Source organism: Legionella steigerwaltii (assembly GCF_001468065.1).
In the GTDB taxonomy this organism is placed as follows: Bacteria; Pseudomonadota; Gammaproteobacteria; order Legionellales; family Legionellaceae; genus Legionella; species Legionella steigerwaltii.
Genome location: NZ_LNYZ01000042.1, coordinates 76433 through 100373, shown reverse-complemented (window position 1 = coordinate 100373; position 23941 = coordinate 76433). Strand labels below are relative to the sequence as shown.

Sequence of the window (23941 nt, the reverse complement as noted above, 5' to 3'; positions counted from 1 at the left end):
AAGGCGGTGAAAAGTGCTACTTCGCCTTGGTAAAACGGAAACCTGTCGAAACATCAAGGTCAGGATCAATATGGTGTTACCACATCACCATTCTATGCACTAGACCCCGCGGACAAGCCGCGGCGCGTAGGCAAAGATGTGATCAAGAGGCAGTTGCTATGCTAATTGCATTGAAGTGAATGTGGGTTCTTCCAGCTTGTCTTCTGCTTTTTTTAAGCTTATGAGTTCTTTTCCTAATTTATCTCGCTGGACTTTAATGTCCCAAATTTTGCGATGAGTTCCATCAGCTATTTCCTTTTTAATCACTTCAATTTGTTTTGGAGTGAGTTCCTGTGTATGACGATAGAAAGCATACAGTTGAGCACATATCTCCTCAATTTTTTCTTCTTCACTAAGCTTCTCATTCGCAGACTGCAGGTGAAAATCAATGACACAACATTGTGTGACGCGTACATTGTTCATATGCAATGCAGACAAAAACGCACGATAATAAAGACTATTTCGAACAAATACAGGAATAAGCGGATTTTGTAAGCTCCAAAACCCATCAAGTCTAATAACTTGAATCGGTGTTTTATTCATCAATGCAAGTTTGGCTACACCGGCGTAAACTCTGGGCGGTTCTTGGCCTAATCGTGAAAAATTACCTTGAGGGAAAAGGGCGACACAGCCATTTTCACTAAGTGCTTTACTCGCCAATTCTAGTGAGCCGGCATTTGCAGATCGTCCATTATCACTTTTAGCATTTGCATCTACCGGTATCGTCTGAAACATCTTCAGAAAAGAAGAAACGCCGGGCAAAGCATTAAAAGCAGTTGTGGCAAAAAACCGAGGTGGGGTACCCTTAACTTTTGAGGCAACTACAACTGCTTCCCAGCCAGTTCGATGCGGACCTACTGCGATGAGTTTATTTTCTGTTTCTTTATTAACAATCTCTAAATCGCCACTTTTTGTATGCATCATGCGCATCATAAGCACCAAAAGACCAGCTATTATACGGGCAAAACGATTGTCATAGTTAAGACGATTGTTAGACTCAGCGAATCGTGCAATGGCATACGTCACTACAGCAAGACCAGCAAGTAGGAACAACATGTTATAAGCACTCGAGAAAGACTCATCAGAATTATTTATTTGGTCTAAATGGCTATACATGTGAATTACTCCTTTAAATATCAGATACAAACATTTCCGTGATTAATAAATTTAATCACCTTCCTTTAAGTATTTTGGCTTCACAGGGCGTAAAACGAATCAATAAGAACTAGCCCTAGTCAAGAGTTGTTATAGTACCTTTAAAAAAGACGTTGTCAATTAAATGGCGTGGGTCGGGCCTTGGCCCGACACGTGCTGAATGTGGATTTTTATTAAAAGTGTTATGATGGGGCAAAGCCTATCTATTTTTGCTGTAATTTTCAGCTGGGTAATTTACGGAAGCTAACTGATAAGCGGTTCCAACTATTAATAGCAATAATTGCCATAGTAAGATCAATGAGTTCCTTTTCATTGAAACAAGTTAAGGCTTGATTATAAATATCATCAGGAACATGAGTCTCTGATAATAAGGTCACTGCTTCAGTCCAAGCTAAAGCTACTCGCTCACGAGTAGTGAAAAAAGGAGATTCCCTCCATACGACTACTGAATGAAGACGGCGTTCTGACTCCCCTTCTTTTTTGGCTTCAGCACTGTGCAAATCAACGCAATACACACAGCCATTAATTTGTGAAGCACGCAGTTTAACCAGATTCAGAAGAGACTGTTCTAATCCACAACTGCTTACATACTTTTCAATACCTAACATGGCCATAACCGCATCAGGTGCCGCTTTATAAAAATCAACCCTTGTGTGCATGATAATTCTCCCCAATTCTTAGTCAGATAAATTTTTTAATCTTATAACTTATAGCATCTCATCCTGCTCTTGCCATGAACTATATAAAACCAAAAACTCGGGTTTCACTTCGTTTCGCCCCGGATACAAGTACATTTATAAGCAGTTGGTGTTGAATTTAAGATTTTCCGTACATTTTTCCTGCACTGATATCAATAGCAATACAAGGCTCATTACCAACTACCCAAGCATCATGGCCAGGAGGGATAATTGCAAGATCGCCAGGGCCAATATCTTTTTGTGTCCCGTTATCCATGGCCACAACGATTCGCCCAGAGATAATGTAGTTGATATGCGATGCTTCACAGCTCTTGGTTCCAGCTGTTGGTTTTACACATTCAGACCATTTCCATCCTGGCTGAAAGGTAGCCCGCATTACTGTAAGTCCTTCAAAGTTCACCACTTCAATTTTGGTTTTGGGTAGCTCACGAAGTTCATCAGGGGTGCTTAAATTTTTTACTTCCATGTCGATCATGTAGTGCTCCTTTTATGTCGAATTTTGTTTAATTTTAGCACATAAATTTATCGGCCGGTCGATGAAGCAACATAATCATTTTCAGCTAATTGTCGGCTAACTGGGTTTAGGCTTTTTATAGGGATGGCTTTATTATTGCTAATGTCTGATAAGAATGTGTAGCGAGTAGGACGGATTATATAGTTGTCGGGCCAAGGCCCGACGCTTAAATGAAAGTACTTAAGGCTTTTGCCAAATTGGGGCACCAGTATGCCTGTTCAGGCAGGTGATGTAAGTTTTTGTCCCTTTACGGTCTTTAGAAAAAATAAAAACATAATCACCTGCAAATTGCCATGATAATATTTTAGCGTGGAAGGGGACGTTCCATAAGCGTACTCCCGCATAGGTGTAGGCAGTGACATGATCTTCACTATCAAATGATGAAAGAACCATCACAGAATCAGGAGTGAGCTTCATTCGTTCCTGTTGGAACTCATAATCTTCTACAGGAACAGTAGCTGCTTGGGTGATCAGAGCGGTGGAAAATAAAAAGCCCAGCAACATCATTCGAAACAATTTCATATTAAAAACCTCTTAGGTGAAAATGAAGGTATCCCTACGGTCAACTTTCCCACAGGGCGTATAGGACAATTCGATTTGGTTCCTAAAAAATCCCAGCGGACAATACAATTATTCTGCATTTTTGTAAACAGTGTGCGATGTATTTTAGCTACCTAATTTTTGGAATATTTCTCTATCAATTATGAGAGCAAGGTCGTATCAAAAGTTATTGGTTCAATAATATGAATTTTTTCAAAAAAACTTTTTTGGCTTTCATCGTTTATCCGCAGGATTAAATCACTTTTAAAGTTAGTAATCATTAAAAAATAGCTATTGAGCTCATTTTATTTTTCCGTATTAATAAGATGCCTCCTATCAAAATAATCAGGTCTATAATTTAACTAATGTAGTATATTGGATTTTATTATGTCCCATTTGCTGGATTTATATAAACAATATAAGTCATTGATCAGTGTAAAAAGAATCCTTTTGAGTCTCTTCTTGAAAATAGCGGATCAATACGCTAGTAGAGAGCACCATTTAAAATTTCTTATTTCTGATCTGTTACTTCAAATTGAAGAAAAAGGATGATTCATTTGCGGTAGATGCCAACTTTTTTAGGATAATAAAATGCCCCTTATCAAAAGGAAGATTTGATGGAAATGAAACACATTAAAAAAGACGTGAAACAATTTTTACTCAATTCTTTTAGAATTAAGGATATTGGTTATTCGGATAATATTTTTGATACAGGCGCAATGCACTCTTTATTTTTCATTCAATTATTAGTTTTTATCGAAAAAAAATATAAAATTGATCTTGAGGTCGGGGAGTTTGATCCAAAACAGTTAACGAGTATTGATGCGATCGCTGGTTTTATTTCCAGTAAACTATAATTAACTCAATTCGGATAATTGTGATAGAGTTTTGGCCGTATAATGCATACAGAATGGACGCATCGATATGAAACAAAAAAAACTGACTCTTCTTGGTGCAGGGACAATGGGTACAGGCATTGCACAACTTTTCGCGCAATGTGGATTTTATGTCACCTTAATTGATAATCGTCAATCGCAGTTAGATAAAGCAAAAAACACAATCGCTAAAAATTTACACTATCTGGTATTAACTCAGAATTTACCATCGAAACCTTCACCTGAAACAATATTGGGATCAATTTCTTTTACAACAAAACTCGATGAACTCAAGCATTCGGAATACATTATTGAAAATATCCCTGAAAATTGGGAACTGAAAAAAGAGTTATATCAGGTATTAAATGAACAATGTAATCCAACGTGTATTTTTGGGGTAAACACTTCGTCCATATCGATTACTAAAATAGCATCATTCGTTGAACACCCTCAGCGCGTTATCGGTGTCCACTTTATGAACCCGGCACCACTAATGCCTATGGTAGAGGTGATTAAGGGATATCACACTGACGAATTAACCATAGAAAAAACCAGATCATTACTCGAGCAAGTCAATAAAAAAATGATTGTTGTAAAAGACTCCGCTGGTTTTGTGAGTAATCGAGCCATGATGATTTTTATTAATGAAGCTATTTTTATGGTCCAGGAAAACATTGCATCAATCGAAGACATTGATATTCTATTTAAACAATGTTTTGGACATAAAATGGGACCATTGCATACTGCCGATTTAATTGGTTTGGATACGGTTCTCTATTCTTTAGAATCAATCTATTCACAGCTCAATGATCCGAAGTACCGGCCATGCTGGTTATTAAAAAATATGGTCGATGCGGGGCTACTTGGACAGAAAACAAGAAAAGGATTTTACCAATATGAATAGGATCTGCTTACAATTCTACTTTCTTTGCCAAAATAGCAAATTGTAAGCAGATCCTAAGGAGGAATTTTGCCCACTTACCACCCTCGATATGTAAAACAACAGCGACTCTTTAATCAGTTCGTAGAAAACTGTCTTCACCCTCATGCAAAAATCTTTGATAAAGAACAAAGCATTCCACGCGATTTTTTTTATACATTAGCTCAAAATGGCTTTTTAGGCGCTTGCATTCCCAAACAATTTGGTGGGCAACAATGGGATGAATTGACCCTTGGCATCATGCATGAATCATTTGCAAAAGAGCTATGTTCCTTGGCAAATATTTTAACTGTATTGGGTATGGTGAGTAAGTCACTCGTGCAGTTTGGTTCAGTAGTGCAGAAGCAAACCTGGTTACCTCAGATTGCATCAGGGAATATTTTAGCAGCATTAGCATTTACTGAATCTAATATTGGTAGTGATTTGGAACATGTTGAAACTCAATTACTGGATAAAAATGATGAATTTATTTTAAAAGGGAATAAAGAATACATTACCTTAGGACAAATAGCGGATTTGTTTTTAGTTTTAGCAAACTACCAAGGACAACCCACTGTAGTTTTAGTTGAAAAGGACACGCCAGGTTTAACTATTTCAGCGATGCCTAATTTTTTAGGCTTACGCTCCAATATGCTGGCAGAAATTATTTTTGATAATTGCCGAATTCCTAAAACAAATGTATTAGGAGGTATCGGTATGGGGTTCGCCTATGTTGCCCAAACTGCTTTAGATGAAGGGCGTTATACCACAGCATATGGATGTGTTGGTTTAGGACAAGCATGCTTGGATGCAGCGCTTAGCTACGCTCAAGAAAGAAAACAATTCGCTCATACACTCGATGAGCATCAGTTAATTCAAAAAATGATCGCGGAAATAATTGTACACGTTAAAGCTGCTCGAGAATTGTGTTTTAACGCCGGAGTACTGAGACAACAAAAAAATCCGGCATGCATTGCGGAAACATTAGTAGCAAAATACGCTGCTTCAAAAATGGTTGTTTTTGTATCCAATCATGCATTGCAAATATTTGGCGCAGCAGGGTTTGATGAAACTTATCCTGTTGAGCGATATTATAGAGATGCTAAGGTAATGGAGATCATCGAAGGAACCTCACAAATGCACGAGATACTCATTTCGAAGCTTTGCATCAATTAAGGAGGCGATAAAAGCATGCATTATTTTTCTAGTCTCCTATGAGGGGATATTTTTATAAAATGAACTCTTCTGATCAGTGCACAACAATTTGCTCTTTATTCGAAGAGCAAGTAAAGCAAAATCCGGAAAATACCGCTGTTTATCTGGAAGATCGTCAGATTTCGTATGATGCTTTTAATAAACAGGCCAATCAATATGCACGATATCTGCAACGAAAAGGGCTGCCATTAAATGGAATTGTTGGCATACAACTCCCACGCTCTTTTGAAATGCTCGTGGCAATCTTTGCCGTATTAAAGGCAGGAGGAGCTTATTTACCAATCGATCCTCTGGCTCCTGTGATGAGAAATCAAACCATTCTTGAAGACAGTCAAATCCAATTTCTAATCGTTGATGATCAGTCATTAGCGACAGCAAAACCCGGTCTTCAAGTGTTAAGCATTCATGACGATGTGAGTCATGAAAAAAGCCATAATTTAAACCTGCTTCGAGGAAAACTCGATTTAGCTTATGTGATGTATACATCAGGTACTACAGGCAAACCTAAAGGGGTTATGATTTCGCATCAGGCCCTAGTTAATCGAATTCTATGGATGCAAAACACATTTCCTTTACAAAGTCCTGACGTCTTGTTTCATAAAACGCACATTTGTTTTGACATCTCAGTTTGGGAGATTTGCTGGTGGTCTGTTGTGGGCGCCGGTGTAGCTCTTTTACCACCAAAAAAAGAACATGATATTAAGTTATTCATTCATATGATTGAGCAATATCAGCTTAATGTTATTCATTTTGTACCTTCCGTATTCCATATCTTTTTAAGTTATATTGAACAAGATTTTGCTATAAGTCGCTTAAGCTCTTTAAAGTACGTTTTTTCAAGCGGAGAGGCGCTTGATGCGCGAAGTGTTAATCTATTTAATAAGCTATTTCAAGATCAAGAAACACAGTTAGTCAATTTATACGGCCCCACAGAGGCTACAATAGATGTTTCTTATTTTATTTGTGAAAAGCACACGCGTTATCGGACTATTCCAATAGGAAAACCCATCCAGAACACTCAATTTTTTGTGTTAGATGAGCAGCTCAATTCAACCGGTTTTGAACCCGGAGAATTATTCATTTCCGGAATTGGCTTAGCTCAGGGTTATTTAAATAATCCAGTACTTACTCAAGCATCATTCATAGACAATCCTTATATGCCTGGAGAAAAAATGTATCGTACTGGAGATATAGTCCGTTGGAATAAAAAGCATGAATTATTATTTTTAGGCCGCAAGGATGACCAGGTAAAACTACATGGAATACGTATTGAATTAGGAGAAATACAATATCATTTATTAGAGCATCCCAACATTCAGGATGCAGTTGTTGTCTGTGAGAAAGTGGATTTTCTTGATCATAGGCTGATCGCCTTTTTAATTGCTCATAACCAACAAATTGAGTTGAGTAGTGCTGAACTTAAATCGTTTTTAAAAACCAGAATTCCAGATTATATGGTTCCAGAGCATTACATCTGGTTAAATGCTTTGCCAATAAAAGAAAATGGAAAAATCGATAAAGAGAAACTATTGAGTTTCATTTAGGGTCTGTTTACAACTCGACTATCTTGGCCAAAATGGACGTGATTTTATGCGCTGCTCTACTCACATACTTCGTGTATGGTGCGTTTCGGTGCTCTAAAATTAAGTCATTTTGGCTCAATCCAGCGAATTGTAAACAGACCCTATCCTTAAGCAATACACGAAATAAAATGATCAATTTGTTTATTATTCAAATAAAAAATGACCTATATTTAAAATATACCGATAAAGCAATGCAAGGGTCCTTTAAATTATGAACATAAATTCTCTTTCAAACAAAGTTGCTATTGTAGGTATGGCTGTAAAACTTCCTGGAGCCAATGATCTTGATGAGTATTGGGATCTATTGAAGTCTGGTAAAGAGGCTGTGAGTCAATTTTCTGCAGAGCAATTACAAAGGTCGGGTATTTCAGAGCAATTAATTGCCGCTCCTTATTACAAACCATACAGAGGCATATTAGATGACTTAGAATCTTTTGATGTTCCTCCATTTAAAAGTACTACCAAAAATTTTGAATTGTTGGGTGTTCAAGGCAAAGTGATGTCTCATTTAACTTATCGTGCTTTGAGTGCCATGAGAAGTCAGGCAAATGACGCAAATAACTTTCTCAAAAATACTGCTGTTTATATTGGCGCCAATAATCAGCCAGCCGCCCATTTCTTAGGAGCCGCGTACTACCAAGCGATCGATACTCAAAAAGCGATAGAAAGGTATTATTCAAAAGTAATTGCACCTTATATTTCTTATCAATTTGGGTTTCAAGGAAGTTCTATTGATTTATATACGGCATGCTCGTCTTCTTTAACCGCGGTGATACAAAGCTGTCGCGAGTTAAATAGTTATCAATGTGATATGGCCATTGCTGGTGCGTGCTTGATCGATTTACCCCAGGAAGTTGGATATATTTATGAAGAGAACGGATTATTTTCCTCTGATGGTCATTGCCGTTCTTTTGATGCTTCAGCATCCGGAACTTTATACTCAAATGGTGCTGGGTTGGTTGTTTTAAAGCGACTTGAAGATGCAATTGCAGCTAATGATCTAATCCATGCGGTTATTATTGGATCTGCAATGAGTAATGATGGTAACTCATCAAAAGAAGGATTTATGGCGCCAGGAATTCATGGCCAATATACTTGCATTCAATCCGCTTGGAAAAATGCAGGAATTGAGCCAGGTGATCTTGATTATATTGCAGCCCATGGTTCCTCAACCAAACTGGGTGATGCAACAGAAATATATGCACTAAAAAAAGCACTTAGGGATGTTACACAGACACATCATTGTCCAATAAGCTCTGTAATTAGTAATCTAGGTCATACAGGCATAGTATCGGGTATGGCCTCAATTATTAAAACAGTACTTATGCTCAAAAATAAAGCGATTGTGCCATCAATTAATTTTGAAACTCCGAATCCAGATTTTATGTTGGACGATTCGCCCCTATATATTGCCACACAATTTCAAGATTTTCCCAGCATAAAGAAACACTATTTAGCGGGTGTTTCTAGCTATGGTGCAGGTGGAAGCAATACACATCTGGTTTTACGTAGCTATTAGAGCTTGTTGGAAATTCTACTATCCTATTCATAGTTGTAGCCTGGGTGAAGGCAAAGCCGTAACCCGGCTTTCGAGTAAAAAATCACGCTCCTATATCCCGGGTTTCGCTGCGCTGCACCCAGGCTACAACGATCACAGGAAACCTAAATTTTCGTTAGAAGATTGCATTTAAAGACAGTATCTACGATCATTCACCAACCGAATTCGATTTCAATGGTATGAACCGATTCAGTTTCCCCGAATACAAATAGATCATTTCAGGAACCTCAATAATATTTACTTTGGCGTCAAACAAACCTACTTTGCTTAATCGTAAGCGTATATTCTCTTGTAATTCGAACTTGTTTATAAAACCAGTGCTTACAATTTTAATATTAGCTCCATCTATTGTTTGTTCAACTTGATATTCCTGAATATTTTTTTCGGGTAAAAGTGCTCCTAAAAAAAGGGAATGATGTACAAAAATATTGCCAGGATAATTAAAGTCGCATCCAGGTCGACCTTTAGGTGCTTTTATAAGCTGATGTTGGACGCCACAATCACAGGTTTTATTTAAAAATAAAATTTCATCCGAGTTTTCGTAGCGGATTAGTGGCAAAGTATAATTATATAAATTAGTTATATACACTTTGCATGCCATAATTCCTTTATCCACAGGACGATTTTGTGCATCCAGAGGCTCAACAATGCATTGATCATCATTCAAATGCATCTCATCGGTATTCGCTCGACAACTTAACCCTACCATACCCTCGGTACAGCCAAATACATTAAAAATATCCACTTTAGGCCAAGTTTCTTTGATTAAAGCTAGAGTTTGCTCAAAAAGGGGTTCTCCACCAAGGATAAGAATCTTTGGTTCGATTTTTATATGTTCTTTTTGAACAAGTTGACATACTTTGTGAATGTATGAAGGAGCGGCAGTTATGATATCAGGAAGAATTTGATTGAGACGAGTAATGACTATGTTTAATGGGGTCACAGCCATAGGTAGGAAATATGTATTTTCATTATGTCGCCAAAAGGTTTTTGCTAAAGAGTAGGCCGCAATAGCCGTGTTTGCCACAAACAGGCTTACTGTTTTTGAATTTGCATTGAGCTTTTTAGTTACCATTTGGGTGCGTTCATGATTATAGAGTGGAAAGCGGATAAATGCAGTGTGAAATGAAATCCATTCATCCCAATCATAAATAAATATGCCTCGTTTTCCACTACTTCCTCCAGTGGCCACGACATGATAATTGGAGAATAGATACAAGGTGTCGAGCCTGTCATTTTTTTGGCTCATATGCTTTTCAACTAAGGCTAATGAAAGCTTAGGATTGGTAACAATTGCATCCCAATTTTCCATTAAAATGGTTTTATTTATCGTAGGAAGTTCTTCTAATCGTTCTTTGGTGAAGTGCTCTATGTTGATTTTTGCGAGAGTATTTTTATACCAAGGAGATTTTGATTTTGCATGCTGCAATAATGCCCTTAGTCTTTTATTGACTAAGTCTTGTAGTATTTCTTTGGAATAGTGAATTGCTTCTCGATTTTGTTGAAACTGTTTCTCGAAATCTCGAATGTGCTGCAAGGTTAATTCACGAGGAGTTATTGACCTATAATTCCTCTCATCCGTTCGATGAAACAAATGATTGAGCTTATTTAAGAAACGAAAAAAAGACATAAAATTACCTTACTTAATGCTCTTTAGAGCATTTTCTTTCCTTTTTAAAACGTGTTTTTACCCCTTTGATTGTAGTATAGATTGTTTTTTGCTTTTGTTTGATGTGCCAAAAGCTTCAGGTTTCTTGCAGATTAAAATTATTGTACCGAGTCTTAATACTATTCAAAACATTTCTGTCCAGAACGATTTAAAATTTGTACGAATCGCTCACCCTGTTGTCAACATACCACAAGAAATGCCGGTGACGGTTTTTCTTAAAAGAGGTAAATCTTTCCTTTTCATAGCTTCAATCTGAATGAGATTTAAGGGATGGACCAGGGTTGATCTTAATTGAATGCTTTCCCCAAGCCAGGGTTGATGAAAACAAAAATCCTTCTCACCTGTTATTTGATGGAAGAATAGGATTGTCGATTCCAGTTCTGCTTGAAAAGGTTTGAGATATTTATTGGAGCCAGTCAATTGGTATAAGTACTGTTCCCAGATGGGGAGGTACACTTTAGAAAGGGTTACACCCAATTGTTTGACAAAGGAAGCAAAAAGAGCATTTTCTTTATAGAGGATCTTAAGTCTATTTTTTTCAAGGTTATTTAGCTCTAGCCAAGTGGAACCAACACCCCACCAAGTTGGGAAAAGAAGTCGTGTTTGGGTCCAGCATAGGATCCATGGGATAGCCCGAAGTTTTCTTTGCTCAGATCCTGATTTTCGTTTGGTTGGACGAGAGCCAATCTTCAGTTCATTCAAAAAATGATAGGGCGAGGCTTGTTCAATTGTGGACCAAAACCATTCGCTTTGTATCAGCGCTTTATATTTTTCACTGACTTTTGTGGAAAATAATAACAGTTCTTCAGGATAATCAATATCCGTGTTTTTATCTTTTTGTGAATAGATATCAAGGAATTTGTCAATCTGACTTTTGAGTATGGAACTCGAACCAAAGAGTCTTGCAACCATTTCTCCCTGGATAGTCACTTTATAATTTGCCATCGTTTCCTTTGACCAGGAAGCGGTTTGTTCTTTGATATCTCCACCTCCTCGCTCAATACTGCCACCTGAACCATGAAAAAAGATAGGCCTAAGGCTCTTATTTTCCAGTGTAGACTGAATGCTTTTTAAGCTTTTCGCAATCATGAGTCGGGAGGGCAATACTCCATTCTCTTTAGATGAGTCAGAATAACCCAGCATGACTTCATAGTTTCCATCCCACTGCCTAAGATGCTTCTGTCTAATATCTTCAGTGATTGAATTATTTAAAATTGTATCAGCGCTGGTGAGCGCACGGTGATTTTCAAACAAGGGCACAACGGGTAGAGCGTAGCTTCTAAAAATTTGTTTCACCAGGTTAATTCCATTTTTTATATCTTCAGCGGATTCAACCATGCTGAGGATAAAGCCTCGTATATAGTTTTTGGGATCAGTCCCATGGGTTATAGAATAGACTTGCTCAAGCATTTTGGAGATTGTTGTTTTTTTGATACTGGTTAAACTCTCTCTTACAACGGCCGAATCTTCTCTGAGTTCTATAGGGATGACCAGTGCGGGATAGAGTTGAAAAATGCTGGAAATGATAGAGAATTGTTCTAATTTGAAATTTAAAAATTTCAGGGTCTCTGTCTGTATCGCAGCTAATTCTTTTTCGAATGTAGATACTTTTTCATAATCTCTTGGTTGTATTTTCTTAAGGTCGTGTGCTTTTTTAATCAATCGATTGATCTGATTTGTCACTATTTTGTTTTCATTTAATGCGGTTGAGAGCTTGATAATTTCTAGTATTTCTTTTAGGGCCTCCTGAATGTATGCAATAAAAAAGGATCGAGAAAGCTCAAGACTTTTAACCATAATTTTTTCATTAACACCTGAGTGTCCATCTTTATCACCGCCTACCCAAGTACGTAATTGAATAGGGACGCCTTTAGTTAAAAAGGAATGATAAAGTTCAATGTTGAGTGGATTGAGTGCGTATTGATAGATGTATTGAGCCTCATCTACTACGCTTGGTTTTTCATAATAGGAAATATTAATCTGAAGTGAGATTTTAAGCATTTGATCAAGATGAGATTCAGCCATCAGGTAGGGGGATTTAAGAACCTCAACAAAATAATCACGAATTGCTTTAAACAGCGTTAAAAATTCATTTGTGCGGGCTTCTGTTGGATGTGCTGTTAAGACGTAATGAATGCCCTGAGGCTTGTCAGGATAGACCTTTTCTTCCCTTTGGTTGATGCGAAAAATGCGGTAAGCACTTTCACAGACATTAATGAGTTCCATCATGAGAGAAAACCCATGAGCAATTTGATAAAGCTGATTTTTATCAAGTTTGGAAAGCTCAATTTGAAGGTTAGAAAGTGCATTTCTCAGTGCAGACTTTTCACTCCCAATCGTGTTTTGCATGGATAGTCGCATTTGCTCAATTCGCTCATAAGTTTCTTTTCCGTAGACTTCTGCGATGGCTTTCCCTAAACGAGTAAGTGACCAGGAGATCATACGGCTGAGCTCTCTTGGCAGATGGGAGACATTTTGTTTCATTGAAAACTCCGATTTTTCCTTATTCTATTTTTTTAGAACAAAATTTTTTCTCATATAAAAATAATAGAGATGTATTTGTTATTTTTCTAATGAGTCTGACTCTGTAGAATATCTAATAACTTCCCTTTATTGTCTATAATCAGGTAGCATGTATAGTAGCTGAAATTGAGCTTCTAGAGGAAGCAGCTGAGCCCAGTGAATAAGTTTTCAGCTGCTTTTTCTAGAATGATAACTTATAAGGGAGCCATTCAAATGACAGACAAGGATGACCGTAAAAAATTCACCACAACAGACGCAGGAATACCTGTACCCAGTGATGAGCACTCTCTAACCATCGGACCCAATGGGCCAATTGTTCTACATGATCACTATCTGATCGAGCAGATGGCAAATTTTAACCGCGAAAAAATCCCAGAACGTCAACCACATGCAAAGGGTGGCGGAGCATTTGGTCATTTCGAAGTAACAGAAAATGTAAGTAAATTCACAAAAGCCGCAGTATTCCAACCTGGAACAAAAACAGATGTAGTTATCCGCTTTTCAACAGTTGCAGGTGAGCGCGGAAGCCCTGATACTTGGCGCGATCCTCGCGGATTTGCAGTCAAGTTTTACACCAGCGAGGGTAACTTCGACATGGTCGGAAACAATACTCCGGTTTTCTTTTTGCGTGATCCAATGAAGTTTCAGCATTTTATTCGCTCTCAAAAGCGTCGTGCAAATAATAACTTACGGGATCATGACATGCAGTGGGATTTCTGGACTCTTTCACCGGAATCTGCGCACCAGGTAGCATGGCTGATGGGCGATCGCGGCATTCCGAAGACCTGGCGTCACATGAATGGCTATTCAAGCCATACTTACATGTGGGTGAACGCTCAAAATGAAAAATTTTGGGTAAAGTACCACTTCAAAACAGATCAGGGGATCGAATTCCTGAACCAGCAAGAAGCGGATAAACTCGCAGGCACCGACGGTGACTATCACACACGTGATCTGTATGAAGCAATTAAGCGAGGCGACTATCCAAGTTGGACACTGTATATGCAGGTTATGCCATTCAAAGCGGCTGAGACATACCGCTTTAACCCTTTCGACCTCACAAAAGTATGGCCACATTCCGACTATCCTCTCATCAAAGTGGGTAAGCTAACTCTGAATCGCAATCCAACTGATTATCACACTGAAATCGAGCAAGCTGCATTTGAGCCTAACAATATGGTTCCTGGTACTGGAATTAGCCCAGACAAGATGCTTCTTGCTAGAGTTTTTTCCTATTCCGATGCACATCGAGCACGATTAGGAGTGAACTACAAGCAAATACCGGTTAACAAACCCAAATGCCCTGTTTACAGCTACAGTAAAGATGGCGCAATGCGCATTGAAAATGTTTCTGATCCTGTTTACGCCCCTAATTCCAAGGGGGGGCCAAAAGCAGACAGTTCAAGAAATCCTGAAGTAGCAACATGGGAAGCACATGGAGATTTTGTACGTGAAGCATACACACTGCGTAAAGATGACAATGATTTCGCACAAGCGAATACGCTAGTACGCAAAGTGATGGATGATGAAGCCCGTAACAGACTAATCAGTAACGTAGTCGGCCATTTAAAAGATGGAGTAACCCAACCTGTTCTAGAGAGAGCGTTTGAATACTGGAAGAAAATTGACCAGGAAATCGGTGAACGCATAGAAAAAAGTGTAAAAGGAGGCTGATACCAAACGCATAAAGCTCGAGCACATCGTGTCATCAATTTCAACGAGCAAGAGCATTCTACCCTCTTGTAGCCTGGGTGAAGGCGAAGCCGGAACCCGGGTTTCGCTTCGCTGCACCCAGGCTACAGGGCTACGATTTCTTAGGTTGACGCAATTAGCTGAGGCCTTTATCTTTCGGAAACCAGTTTTTGTGTGTAAATGGCAGGCTTTCTGGATAATAGCGCCAAACAAAACACAAGCAAGCTAAACAATAATAAGTAGCCTAAATCCCAATACCGAGGCAAAATCTGTTTGCCACCATAATTACCAAGATAAGAGAAAATAAAAAGACCGATAAGGTATAATACAAACCAAATTGCTTGTTTTATATCAAGATCGCGATGCGTGTTTTTAACGAAACAATAAAGATAGGAACACATTAGCCCCAGAGTGGTGATCACGAACAACTTTCGCATACTGTGGAAACCAGCCCAATAAACACCAACCGTGCAAACATAAAATCCGATAAATGCAACGATATTACAACCCTTCAAACGAAAAGGTCTTTTATAGTTTGGTAATTGCTTACGTAAACAAACAAGTCCTATAGGGCCCATGGAATAGCTAATCATTAATATTGCGACAAGAAAAGCCGACATTTCCTGCCATCCATGTAGCACGAGTGACATTGTGGCAGCAAGTAAAAAGTTTATCCCTAAACTAATCCAAGGCACTTGGTATTTATTTCGTTTGGCAAGGATTTTAGGTGCGTGAATAACTGATCCCATACTGCTTAACATATGAGCTGCGGTCGTTGAATAAACCAAACCGGTTGAATAAGGCGATATAAAAGCATCAGCGTACAATAAAACACTCAACCACAGCATTCCAGCTAGTGAAGCCAGAGCTGCGAAAGGCCCTGCGTCGCCAGTAAATGATAAATTTAGCCAACCTTGTTTCAGCGCATGTTCGCTCACACTACAGATAAAAGACCATTGTAATCCTGTGTAAAGTAACGTTGTGAATAATAATGAGCCACTCAAAATTAGAGGAATATATTTTCCAGGTTTCTCAATTTCTCCCATCATGATAATCACTTGCCTAAATCCCAATAAGGAGAAAAGCACACCCCCACTTGACATCGCAGCCATAACACCCTGCCATCCATAAGGCATAAAACCACCGTATTGGAAAAAATTAACTGGAGAATAGCTTACTGTGATTAAACTTATTATGGTGAGGGCAGGGATTATTATCTTCCAAACTGTGAACGCAGCATTAATGCGAGCAAATAAACCAATGCCGAAATAATTAAACAAAACAAAACTCATTAATACAACTAAGGACAACACATAACCTAATGGAGTATTTTTATAATACGCACCAGAATGGGTTACTAGGCTTGGAATATAATTACTGGCGTACTGAATGACACCTTGAGTCTCAATTACAGGTAGTATGGCTAAGGAAAACCAGGTCATGTTATTGATAATTACGCTGGTTAAACGCCCATGAGTGTATAAAGGTAAACAAGCCAAACTATCGGACTGTGGAAACATCGTTCCTAATTCAGCATAAGAAAAGGCAACAAATAAAAGTAAAAACCCAGCCAGTGGCCAAGCGATAATCGCTGCAGGGCCGGCAAAATGAGCAGAATATAAAGAGCCAAATAACCAGCCTGAACCAACCATGCTGGTAATTGAAATCCAAAGTAAACTCAAAGCACTTAAATTTTTATTCATCTGTATGTTCTGCTTTATTTTTTTAATCCATACCCCGTTTTAAAAATCCAGCTAATAATTGCCAGACATATTACGGTAAATGCTAAAATCATCGTGACACTGATTGTGACACTCACATCACTGTGTTCGTAAAAGCTCCAGCGAAATCCGCTCACCAAATAAACCACTGGATTTGCCAGTGAAATCTGATACCAGAACGAAGGCAGCATATGGATGGAATAAAAACTGCCACCAAGAAAGGTGAGCGGGGTAATGATTAGGAGAGGAATCAATTGTAATTTCTCAAAATCATCGGCCCATATTCCTGTGATAAAACCAAGTAGGCTAAAGGTAATGCTGGTCATAATTAAAAAAAATGTCATCCAAAGCGGATGTGCAATATGCAGCGGTACAAAAAACCAGGCTGTTGCGAGCACAATCACACCGATGAGCACCGATTTAGTTGCTGCTGCCCCCACATAACCTAATACTATTTCGACAAAAGAAAGCGGGGCAGAGAGAATTTCATAGATGGTTCCTGTAAAACGCGGAAAATAAATGCCGAATGATGCATTGGACACACTTTGGCCCAAAACGGTTAGCATAATAAGGCCTGGAACAATAAAAGCACCATAAGGTATGCCATTAATCGCTTGCATGTGGGAGCCGATAGCAGACCCAAACACAATAAAATACAGGACAGTTGAGATAACAGGAGAGGCAATGCTTTGTCCAATCGTACGAAACGTGCGCGACATTTCAAATGTATAAATTGCACAAACACCACGTATATTCATTTTTTCCCCAACAATCCAATGAAAATTTCTTCTAAACTGCTTTGATGACTGTAGATATCTTTGGGTCGTATGCCATGTGATTTTAGGTTATCCAATATTTCTGAAATATCATTATCGGCTTCAACATCATACGTCAGAATCAATTTGCCACCATTGTCATCTTCTTCTAGTGTCAAAGGGTAGTCTCTTAATCCTGATGGTATGGTTGCTAGTGGCTCGCGTAACATGAAAATCATCTGCCGTTTACCCATTTTATGCATTAACGTTTTTTTTTCTTCAGTCAGAATTAAATTGCCTTTGTTAATAATACCCACACGGTCGGCCATTAGTTGTGCTTCTTCGATATAGTGGGTGGTAAGAATAATCGTAATACCTGTTTCACGTAAGGTTCTTACTTGCGCCCACATGGATTTGCGCAGCTCCACATCAACACCTGCTGTAGGCTCATCAAGAAAGAGAATTTGAGGTTCGTGTGATAGCGCTTTGGCTACCATGACTCGACGTTTCATCCCACCCGACAAGTATTGAATCTGTTCGTCTTTTTTATCCCAAAGTGAAAGACGTTTCAGTAGTCCTTCAATATATAAAGAATTCTTTGGCTTGCCAAATAAACCTCTGCTGAAGGTTACTGTGTTCCATACCGTTTCAAATGCATCAGTCGTGAGTTCTTGTGGAACTAAGCCGACAGCAGTGCGTGCCTCACGGTATTGGGTGATGTTATCATAGCCCGCTATGGTAACAGTGCCACCAGTGGGTTGTACAATGCCGCAAATTGCATTAATGAGAGTCGTTTTGCCTGCTCCATTCGGCCCAAGCAACGCAAAAATCTCACCCCGACGAATCTCAAGGTGGATATCATCCAGTGCTTTAAACCCATTATCATAAATCTTTTTAAGCGCTGTGATTGAAATGGCAATATCGTTTTGCATGAATGGGCTTTACTCCTTGCGTCTTAAGGACATTATGCGGCCAACGAAAATTATATGCTACGTTCAATTTCGGTTACTATGCTATTTTTTATAATTATTTATTCGTAGCAATATATCTTCCTACAAGCTGGGAAATAAAAATAGCTAAATAGGCTTGTCCACAGAAGGCTTCCATCCAGGACAGGCATTGCATGACTGGGTCTGTAGCTACCACATCGCCAAATCCCACCGTGGTTAATGTGATAAAAGAAAAATAGATTGCTCTAGTATCAGCGTAGGGTTCCAAACCTGATATCGATTGAGGATACAGTAAATAAATAAGTAAGTATAAATAGGCGAAAGTTAATCCAATAAATAGATAAGCAGAGAGAGAACCAAATAAGGTTGTAATACTAATTGTTTTATCCTGCAATGTCAGTTGGATACAGGTAATAGTCATCAATAGGAAAAAAAGTATTCCAAATAGTAATCTTAAAATATGTTCAGGAAAACTTATTATCCATATGTTAATTGCAATCAAACCTATTTCGAATACTCCTAAAATGAATAGGGCGTAAACAAATTTTTGCTTATGCTCAGCAATTACTATCAAGCTCGTAATAATAAGTGTAATTAAAAACAAATCTGCTATTGGTCGTATGCCAGTTAGAGCGTCAATAGCTCTGAGCATACAAAAAATTAAAATAACAAAGAACAAAAAAAGGAAACGCAATTTTTTTATCAGAGCTATCATCAATAATCCATTAATTAAACTCCTGTCTATTTAAAAATTATAGAATCTAATTGGCAAAACTTTGATTCAATAAAAAAGTTTATTGATAAACATGGAAATTCTGGTCCAATTTAATTCAATATTGAAGATTCCGCTTATTCCAGTATCTATATGTTCAAAATTGAATAGGCAGAAAATTATAGCCATGGCTTGGAGATGGGATATGAGTCAATTAAATACTATCAAATTTAAAATTTTCTGATTATATTAACTCGAACTTTCTAAAAATTTTGAACGTAATCTTAGACGCTACAAACTAATTTTAAAAAAGGATCGATTAAATCAATATGTTGTGGTGATTACCGAACTATTTAATCTTTTTAAAGGAATATGCCTCGATGAAAAAAATTTTAACCCAACTTACCGCTGCTCTATGCCTGATACTAACGCAAGTATGCATCGCTGCTGCAGGCTCTGTTTTTGATGTGTCGGCTACAGGAAATCCTGGTGCGGTTAATTTAAATTTATGCCTAGATGGGAAAGGGGTACTGCCACGTGCCAAAACACGAATGTCTCCGCATTAAGTCTCAATATAAGAACTACTGTGCCCAATCACGTTTATTTATCTGCTGGAATTAAAATCAATACACCAGGATATAAAATTGCTGACCTAGGTGTCGTGTGTAAGCCAATACCTAATGGGTACTGTCTATTTTCAGTTAGCGATAAGACTCCCAAAGCGATTACCCTTTTAAAAACGAACGCTTATTCAATTAGTGGAAGTATTTCTGGATTGACAGCAAACGGACTCGTATTACACAATGGCAGCGATAATTTACCTGTCAGTGCCAATGCCAACGCATTTCAATTTCCTTCATTGGTTCCCTACGGAGGGAGTTATAATGTTACTGTGGTGAGCCAACCTGCCAATTTAACCTGTACGGTTACTAATGGCTCGGGTTCTAATATAACCGCTGATGTGACCAATGTAAGTGTTTCTTGCACCGTAAATACGTATACTGTAGGTGGAACAATTTCTGGATTGACGACAAATGGATTGGTCTTACAAAACAACGGCGGTGATAATTTACCCGTAAGTGCTAATGACAAAATATTCCAATTCCCAACTGCACTGACTAATAACAGTTCCTATCTCGTTACAATATTGAGTCAACCTACAGGCCTTACCTGCACTATTACAAATGGTGCTGGAGTTATTAATGGCTCGTCAATTAATAATGTAACGGTTAACTGCCACCCTAGATTTGCTTATATTACGGATCTATCCGCTAATCTGTGGCAATGCCCAATGAATGCTACGGGTGGGTTTAGTGGTACATGCACGTCCTTGACTAATACACCCTCACTATTTCCGACTACTGGTGCAACGCTCGATACATTTTCTGGTACCACTTATGCCTATATTGGTACTGAAAACAATCCACTATGGCAATGCCCAATCGATCCTACTACAGGTGGCTTTAGCGGTACTTGTACTAACCTTACCAATTCACCATCATTTTTTGATGCCTTTGCCCCTTCATTTCATACTTTTTCAGGTGTCACCTATGCCTATGTTGGTGATTTAACTAATACGCTATGGCAGTGTCCAATAGATGCAACAACAGGTGGATTTTCCAGTAGCTGTACAGCCCTGACCAACACACCAGCATTTAATGCGATTAGATTTCTAACCTTTCAAACTTTTTCTGGTATTACCTATGCCTATCTAAGTGATACAACAAGTAAAATTTGGCAATGCCCAATGAATGCTACCGGAGGTTTTAGTGGTACCTGTACTGCGCTTACAAACCCAACATCGCCATTTAATAGTACGGTTAACGTGGCGTTTTATACTTTTTCAGGTACAACCTATGCTTATATTGCAGATAACACTTCTACACTCTGGCAGTGTCCAATGAATGCTTCAGGTGGATTTTCTGCTCCATGCACGGCGCTTACAAATAGCCCAGCATTTCTTGATATAATCTTCAATTCATTTTATACATTTTCTGGCACTACTTACGCTTATATCGGCGATGCAACTCAAACACTTTGGCAATGTCCAATGAATGCTACAACAGGTGGATTTGCTGGTCCATGTAACCCGCTTACCAACACACCAGCATTTTCGGCAACAGTTAGTGCTACGTTTAGTGCTTGAAAAACAAGAAGTAGGTTGGGTCAAAATGATCCAACCTATTTGCTGGAAAATTCTCTGTTTGATCGATACCAAGAATCGTCGCATAATCCACTTCAGGTATCTTAAATATGTTGTATAACTTGTTTTAATAACGAATGTAAAAAGGAGAAGGATAAAGATATGAACCATAAAAAAACATATAGTGTTCAAGAAACACGAGCAAAAGATGTAAGTCTTAAAATAAATCAACAAGAATTTGAAGTAAAAGGAGTCTGCAAAAGCTCTTTATTTACAAGTTCAAGTCTTTATAAACATAAAAGGAATCAACCCTCATGAATGAAAACAATGATCAAAGACAACTACGCTCAAACGAAGAACTTATTGATTTCAGAAAAAAACACTTTTTACCTACTGCTGGATTTTACCATAAAGAGCCAATTCAACTTGTTAAAGCGCAGGGTACTTACGTATGGGACTCCGAAGGAAAACGTTACCTTGATGCCATAGGTGGAATTGTTTGTATCTCAGCCGGACACAATCATCCTAAGATCAAAAAAGCGCTTATTGACGCACTCGAAGATGATGTAATTCAACACACGAGCTTACTCTATTTAAATAAGGAACCCATCGAAACCGCAGAACGGTTGCTTGAAGAGGCACCTAATGGTATGGACAGGGTATCCTTTACTAATTCCGGTTCCGAAGCTAATGAACTTGCCATAATGGCAGCACGCCATGCAACCGGAGAAACGATGGTAGTGAATGTACGTCACTCGTATCATGGGGGTACTTCTGCTGCACTTGCCTCATGTGGCCATTCAATCTGGCGTTTCAGGGGACAGCCTGTTACTGGCGTAACATCTGCTGTTGAACCCTATTGCTATCGTTGTCCATTCAAACAAAAACCTGATAGTTGCGATCTGTCATGTGCGAAAAATGTTGAAACAACCATTCAAAATTCAACACACGGAAAAATCGCTGCTTTTATCCTGGAACCCGTGCTGGGTGTAGGTGGTTTTATTACTCCTCCTGATGAGTATTTTACAGAGGTCGCCCGCATTGTTCATAATTACGGTGGTAAATACATCAGTGACGAAGTACAAACCGGAGCAGGTCGTGGGGGTGGTGATGTTTTGCTTACCAAAACTTTGGATATCGATGCAGATATGGTAACCATGGCTAAAGGATTAGGTAACGGCGCTGCAGTTGGGGCAGTACTGATGAAAACTGAGGTTGCTGAAACAATGACTGGAAAAACGTATTTTAATACGTTTGCAGGTGACCCATTGCAAATGATCCAGTCTAGACTCACATTGGAAATTATTAAAGAAGAACAGCTTGTTGAAAATGCACGTCTTATGGGCAATCTACTAAAAGATGGTTTCCAGCAATTACAAAAGAAATACCCTATCATTGGCGATGTCCGCGGTCGCGGCTTGCTTTTAGGGATTGAACTTGTCAAAGATCCCATAACAAAAACACCAGCATCTGATGAAGCATTTCAGTTAATGGATTTGTGTAAGGATAAAGGGTTATTAGTTGGAAAAGGAGGACAGTTTGGTAATGTCTTTCGAATAGCACCGCCTTTGACAATTAATCAGGAGCAAGTAAATTTCATACTCGAAACCCTTGAGCAATCCTTATCAGAGTTAGCACGATTATATACTCTATAAAAAAACATATGTTGGCTCGAGATGGCCTAAATGTAGCCCGGCTGCTTGCAGCCGGGAAATCGGGCCATAGGTTCGATATGGATTTTTAATTGGACATTGAATCTATTCTTTGTATGTATCTTGAATCAGATTCCTCATCTCTTCGTTGCAAAAAGGATGAACCATTATTTTCATTGTCAAAAAAGGAAAAGGAAGTTTCTGAAACTTTTGGACTGGGTGTATCTTCCATCCTAGATACAGATTCTTGAGTTTCCGAACGTGTATCGGTTGCCTCCTGACTATTTGTATCCGCATCAAAATAATCATCGCTAAACCAACGGCTTGTCAGTCTGTTCCTAATCGAAGTAGCTGCTGATTCAGCTTTGGGAGCATCTTCCTGAATACGTGGCTTTTCAGTGTCAGTTGCAGGGGGATTGAGTAGTTTTACCTGATCTAGATTGTCTAATTTTTCTGCAAAATTAGATGGAGTTGCCCAAGGATCGTTAATTAAAGACTTGCCACCAGCTGCTAATAAATGTCCTGTAAGCGTAACACAGTTATATACTTCTGTGTTCTTAGGATTCCCTGAAAGAATGCTGTGTAGAAAGCCAGATGTTTTTACTCCAGGGAGAAGTTGGTAGCATACTTCGCCTGTATCAAATCCTTCTTTTATTCGGGTGAGCTCATTTCTCATTTTTTGTGTATCAAGGCCACGTACTACAAATACTTTATCGGGTTTTACAGGTAAAATCTCGACAGGCTCCATAAGATTTGCGAACTCTTCTTTGGGTCTAATTGCTTCCTGCATGCAATCATCTTCTAATTTTGTAGCTAAAGTGGCTTTTAATGGCCATATTGACGTAAGACCTCCAGCAGGGGTTGATTTTGGCCAAATACTCCCATAATCGTCTTTAAACTTAATTGAGACATGACCAAGGCTATTGAATCCGCTTGACCAAACATAGATGATGGCTGTATCGTCTTCTATTAGATCTTCTAATTGGACTGATCCTATACTTGCGTCTTCCTTTTTACTTAACATAAAG

Annotated in this window: 21 protein-coding genes; 10 read left to right on the top strand and 11 right to left on the bottom strand. The window is 38.6% G+C overall.

Annotated features, from left to right (window positions below):
* Positions 1–156: 156 nt before the first annotated feature.
* The 4 genes from Lstg_RS16730 to Lstg_RS16715 form a co-directional block, all read right to left on the bottom strand.
* Positions 157–1155 carry a lysophospholipid acyltransferase family protein gene (locus Lstg_RS16730; RefSeq protein ID WP_058478750.1) on the bottom strand — a complete coding sequence of 333 codons (999 nt, stop codon included), beginning with the start codon at positions 1153–1155 and terminating at the stop codon, positions 157–159.
* Between the two features lie 260 nt (positions 1156–1415).
* Positions 1416–1853 carry a carboxymuconolactone decarboxylase family protein gene (locus Lstg_RS16725; RefSeq protein WP_058478749.1) on the bottom strand — a complete coding sequence of 146 codons (438 nt, stop codon included), beginning with the start codon at positions 1851–1853 and terminating at the stop codon, positions 1416–1418.
* 157 nt (positions 1854–2010) lie between these two features.
* Positions 2011–2367, bottom strand: coding sequence for a cupin domain-containing protein (locus Lstg_RS16720; protein WP_058478748.1), 357 nt, complete (start codon positions 2365–2367; stop codon positions 2011–2013).
* Between the two features lie 219 nt (positions 2368–2586).
* Positions 2587–2928 (bottom strand): hypothetical protein, encoded by a 342-nt coding sequence (locus Lstg_RS16715; RefSeq protein ID WP_058478747.1) that lies wholly within the window; start codon positions 2926–2928, stop codon positions 2587–2589.
* A gap of 635 nt (positions 2929–3563) precedes the next feature.
* Between Lstg_RS16715 and Lstg_RS16710 the strand changes: the two genes are divergently transcribed.
* The 5 genes from Lstg_RS16710 (at position 3564) to Lstg_RS16690 (ending at position 9057) form a co-directional block, all read left to right on the top strand.
* Positions 3564–3803 (top strand): acyl carrier protein, encoded by a 240-nt coding sequence (locus tag Lstg_RS16710; RefSeq protein ID WP_058478746.1) that lies wholly within the window; start codon positions 3564–3566, stop codon positions 3801–3803.
* Between the two features lie 67 nt (positions 3804–3870).
* Positions 3871–4725: a 3-hydroxyacyl-CoA dehydrogenase family protein gene (locus tag Lstg_RS16705; protein ID WP_058478745.1), complete on the top strand. Its 855-nt coding sequence runs from the start codon at positions 3871–3873 to the stop codon at positions 4723–4725.
* Between the two features lie 66 nt (positions 4726–4791).
* A complete protein-coding gene (locus tag Lstg_RS16700; RefSeq protein ID WP_058478744.1) occupies positions 4792–5916 on the top strand; it encodes an acyl-CoA dehydrogenase family protein in 1125 nt (374 codons plus the stop codon).
* Positions 5917–5975: 59 nt separating this feature from the next.
* Positions 5976–7499 (top strand): amino acid adenylation domain-containing protein, encoded by a 1524-nt coding sequence (locus Lstg_RS16695; RefSeq protein WP_058478769.1) that lies wholly within the window; start codon positions 5976–5978, stop codon positions 7497–7499.
* 250 nt (positions 7500–7749) lie between these two features.
* Positions 7750–9057 carry a beta-ketoacyl synthase N-terminal-like domain-containing protein gene (locus Lstg_RS16690; protein ID WP_058478743.1) on the top strand — a complete coding sequence of 436 codons (1308 nt, stop codon included), beginning with the start codon at positions 7750–7752 and terminating at the stop codon, positions 9055–9057.
* Between the two features lie 187 nt (positions 9058–9244).
* Here Lstg_RS16690 and Lstg_RS16685 read toward each other — a convergent pair whose 3' ends face one another.
* Together Lstg_RS16685 and Lstg_RS16680 are read right to left on the bottom strand one after the other, a co-directional pair.
* Positions 9245–10726 (bottom strand): phenylacetate--CoA ligase family protein, encoded by a 1482-nt coding sequence (locus tag Lstg_RS16685; RefSeq protein ID WP_058478742.1) that lies wholly within the window; start codon positions 10724–10726, stop codon positions 9245–9247.
* Between the two features lie 207 nt (positions 10727–10933).
* Complete coding sequence (locus tag Lstg_RS16680; RefSeq protein ID WP_058478741.1) at positions 10934–13249, bottom strand: phosphoenolpyruvate carboxylase; 2316 nt, start codon at positions 13247–13249, stop codon at positions 10934–10936.
* A 252-nt stretch (positions 13250–13501) separates the two neighbouring features.
* On the opposite strand from Lstg_RS16680, the gene Lstg_RS16675 reads away from it, so the two are divergent.
* Positions 13502–14962: a catalase gene (locus tag Lstg_RS16675; RefSeq protein ID WP_058478740.1), complete on the top strand. Its 1461-nt coding sequence runs from the start codon at positions 13502–13504 to the stop codon at positions 14960–14962.
* A gap of 167 nt (positions 14963–15129) precedes the next feature.
* Here Lstg_RS16675 and Lstg_RS16670 read toward each other — a convergent pair whose 3' ends face one another.
* The 4 genes from Lstg_RS16670 to Lstg_RS16655 all read right to left on the bottom strand — a co-directional run bounded on the left by Lstg_RS16670 (position 15130) and on the right by Lstg_RS16655 (position 19121).
* Positions 15130–16683: an APC family permease gene (locus Lstg_RS16670; protein ID WP_058478739.1), complete on the bottom strand. Its 1554-nt coding sequence runs from the start codon at positions 16681–16683 to the stop codon at positions 15130–15132.
* Positions 16684–16697: 14 nt separating this feature from the next.
* Positions 16698–17459 carry an ABC transporter permease gene (locus Lstg_RS16665; RefSeq protein WP_058478738.1) on the bottom strand — a complete coding sequence of 254 codons (762 nt, stop codon included), beginning with the start codon at positions 17457–17459 and terminating at the stop codon, positions 16698–16700.
* Complete coding sequence (locus Lstg_RS16660) at positions 17456–18388, bottom strand: ABC transporter ATP-binding protein (RefSeq protein ID WP_058478737.1); 933 nt, start codon at positions 18386–18388, stop codon at positions 17456–17458. Before Lstg_RS16660 ends, Lstg_RS16665 begins: the two co-directional genes overlap by 4 nt.
* A 94-nt stretch (positions 18389–18482) precedes the next feature.
* Positions 18483–19121, bottom strand: a complete 639-nt coding sequence (locus tag Lstg_RS16655; RefSeq protein ID WP_058478736.1) for an ion channel — start codon at positions 19119–19121, stop codon at positions 18483–18485.
* A gap of 377 nt (positions 19122–19498) precedes the next feature.
* On the opposite strand from Lstg_RS16655, the gene Lstg_RS16650 reads away from it, so the two are divergent.
* The 4 genes from Lstg_RS16650 to Lstg_RS16640 all read left to right on the top strand — a co-directional run bounded on the left by Lstg_RS16650 (position 19499) and on the right by Lstg_RS16640 (position 22916).
* Entirely contained in the window at positions 19499–19684 is a 186-nt protein-coding gene (locus Lstg_RS16650; protein WP_058478735.1) for a hypothetical protein, read from the top strand.
* Positions 19685–19704: 20 nt separating this feature from the next.
* A complete protein-coding gene (locus Lstg_RS16645; protein WP_058478734.1) occupies positions 19705–21264 on the top strand; it encodes a hypothetical protein in 1560 nt (519 codons plus the stop codon).
* A 159-nt stretch (positions 21265–21423) separates the two neighbouring features.
* Positions 21424–21579 carry a hypothetical protein gene (locus Lstg_RS18070; RefSeq protein ID WP_165481740.1) on the top strand — a complete coding sequence of 52 codons (156 nt, stop codon included), beginning with the start codon at positions 21424–21426 and terminating at the stop codon, positions 21577–21579.
* A complete protein-coding gene (locus Lstg_RS16640; RefSeq protein ID WP_058478733.1) occupies positions 21576–22916 on the top strand; it encodes an aspartate aminotransferase family protein in 1341 nt (446 codons plus the stop codon). The genes Lstg_RS18070 and Lstg_RS16640 overlap by 4 nt, the downstream gene beginning before the upstream one ends.
* A gap of 85 nt (positions 22917–23001) precedes the next feature.
* Here Lstg_RS16640 and Lstg_RS16635 read toward each other — a convergent pair whose 3' ends face one another.
* Positions 23002–23937 carry a hypothetical protein gene (locus Lstg_RS16635; protein WP_058478732.1) on the bottom strand — a complete coding sequence of 312 codons (936 nt, stop codon included), beginning with the start codon at positions 23935–23937 and terminating at the stop codon, positions 23002–23004.
* Positions 23938–23941 lie beyond the last annotated feature (4 nt).

What these genes read in the sequence shown, in the direction of transcription:
- Lstg_RS16730 (WP_058478750.1), bottom strand. Translation starts at nt 1,155, where the DNA reads ATGTATAGCCATTTAGACCAAATAAATAATTCTGATGAGTCTTTCTCG.
- Lstg_RS16725 (WP_058478749.1), bottom strand. Translation starts at nt 1,853, where the DNA reads ATGCACACAAGGGTTGATTTTTATAAAGCGGCACCTGATGCGGTTATG.
- Lstg_RS16720 (WP_058478748.1), bottom strand. Translation starts at nt 2,367, where the DNA reads ATGATCGACATGGAAGTAAAAAATTTAAGCACCCCTGATGAACTTCGT.
- Lstg_RS16715 (WP_058478747.1), bottom strand. Translation starts at nt 2,928, where the DNA reads ATGAAATTGTTTCGAATGATGTTGCTGGGCTTTTTATTTTCCACCGCT.
- Lstg_RS16710 (WP_058478746.1), top strand. Translation starts at nt 3,564, where the DNA reads ATGGAAATGAAACACATTAAAAAAGACGTGAAACAATTTTTACTCAAT.
- Lstg_RS16705 (WP_058478745.1), top strand. Translation starts at nt 3,871, where the DNA reads ATGAAACAAAAAAAACTGACTCTTCTTGGTGCAGGGACAATGGGTACA.
- Lstg_RS16695 (WP_058478769.1), top strand. Translation starts at nt 5,976, where the DNA reads ATGAACTCTTCTGATCAGTGCACAACAATTTGCTCTTTATTCGAAGAG.
- Lstg_RS16690 (WP_058478743.1), top strand. Translation starts at nt 7,750, where the DNA reads ATGAACATAAATTCTCTTTCAAACAAAGTTGCTATTGTAGGTATGGCT.
- Lstg_RS16685 (WP_058478742.1), bottom strand. Translation starts at nt 10,726, where the DNA reads ATGTCTTTTTTTCGTTTCTTAAATAAGCTCAATCATTTGTTTCATCGA.
- Lstg_RS16680 (WP_058478741.1), bottom strand. Translation starts at nt 13,249, where the DNA reads ATGAAACAAAATGTCTCCCATCTGCCAAGAGAGCTCAGCCGTATGATC.
- Lstg_RS16675 (WP_058478740.1), top strand. Translation starts at nt 13,502, where the DNA reads ATGACAGACAAGGATGACCGTAAAAAATTCACCACAACAGACGCAGGA.
- Lstg_RS16670 (WP_058478739.1), bottom strand. Translation starts at nt 16,683, where the DNA reads ATGAATAAAAATTTAAGTGCTTTGAGTTTACTTTGGATTTCAATTACC.
- Lstg_RS16665 (WP_058478738.1), bottom strand. Translation starts at nt 17,459, where the DNA reads ATGAATATACGTGGTGTTTGTGCAATTTATACATTTGAAATGTCGCGC.
- Lstg_RS16660 (WP_058478737.1), bottom strand. Translation starts at nt 18,388, where the DNA reads ATGCAAAACGATATTGCCATTTCAATCACAGCGCTTAAAAAGATTTAT.
- Lstg_RS16655 (WP_058478736.1), bottom strand. Translation starts at nt 19,121, where the DNA reads ATGATAGCTCTGATAAAAAAATTGCGTTTCCTTTTTTTGTTCTTTGTT.
- Lstg_RS16650 (WP_058478735.1), top strand. Translation starts at nt 19,499, where the DNA reads ATGAAAAAAATTTTAACCCAACTTACCGCTGCTCTATGCCTGATACTA.
- Lstg_RS18070 (WP_165481740.1), top strand. Translation starts at nt 21,424, where the DNA reads ATGAACCATAAAAAAACATATAGTGTTCAAGAAACACGAGCAAAAGAT.
- Lstg_RS16640 (WP_058478733.1), top strand. Translation starts at nt 21,576, where the DNA reads ATGAATGAAAACAATGATCAAAGACAACTACGCTCAAACGAAGAACTT.
- Lstg_RS16635 (WP_058478732.1), bottom strand. Translation starts at nt 23,937, where the DNA reads ATGTTAAGTAAAAAGGAAGACGCAAGTATAGGATCAGTCCAATTAGAA.